General features: G+C 43.7%; 2 tRNA genes and 2 rRNA genes. All 4 read right to left on the bottom strand.

Annotation, left to right across the window (positions count from 1 at the left end):
• Window positions 1–219: 219 nt before the first annotated feature.
• A tRNA-Ala gene (locus LI288_RS14010) sits at window positions 220–292 on the bottom strand.
• 29 nt (window positions 293–321) lie between these two features.
• Window positions 322–395, bottom strand: a tRNA-Ile gene (locus LI288_RS14005).
• Window positions 396–408: 13 nt separating this feature from the next.
• Window positions 409–526, bottom strand: a 5S ribosomal RNA gene (gene rrf, locus LI288_RS14000).
• Between the two features lie 59 nt (window positions 527–585).
• Window positions 586–675 (bottom strand): 16S ribosomal RNA (locus tag LI288_RS13995); the annotation flags it as partial.

Here is a 675-nt window from a genome sequence, read left to right as displayed (position 1 = left end):
ACGTTAATCGCAAACTTTCGTTTGCTTCGGTTTGTTTCTTGGTTTGGTAACTTTCGTTACCGCACCTCGGATGTCTAAACATTGATATGTTTATTAGATATTTTAATATGCAGTTTTCAAAGAACAGTTTACTGTCGTAAGACAGCTTGAAGATATTAACACAGTTTTCATTTCCTGTCAACATGTTTTTTACATTTTCATGTCTTTGTTAATATCCAGTGGAGATAAAGGGATTCGAACCCTTGACCCCCTGCTTGCAAGGCAGGTGCTCTCCCAACTGAGCTATACCCCCATGGGCATTATTCTTTTTTCAGAATAAAATGGGGTTAAATGGACTCGAACCATCGACCTCACGCTTATCAGGCGTGCGCTCTAACCAGCTGAGCTATAACCCCATATTTAATTATAATCTGGCAGCCACCTGCTTTCCCATACCGTCTCCAGTATAGTATCATCGGCCGCTTAAGGCTTAACCATCGTGTTCGGGATGTGAACGGGTGTTTCCCCTAAGCGCATCGCCACCAGAATAATTTAACTGTCACTGACAGCTCAACAGTAAAACAACCCCTACTTTTTCTTCCTTAGAAAGGAGGTGATCCAGCCGCACCTTCCGATACGGCTACCTTGTTACGACTTCACCCCAGTTATCAGACCTGCCTTCGGCGGCTCCTTCTT

This window comes from Lachnospira pectinoschiza, assembly GCF_020564355.1.
Classification (GTDB): domain Bacteria; phylum Bacillota; class Clostridia; order Lachnospirales; family Lachnospiraceae; genus Lachnospira; species Lachnospira intestinalis.
Note: the sequence above shows the minus strand (reverse complement) of the source record. Positions and strands in the feature narration are given on the sequence as shown.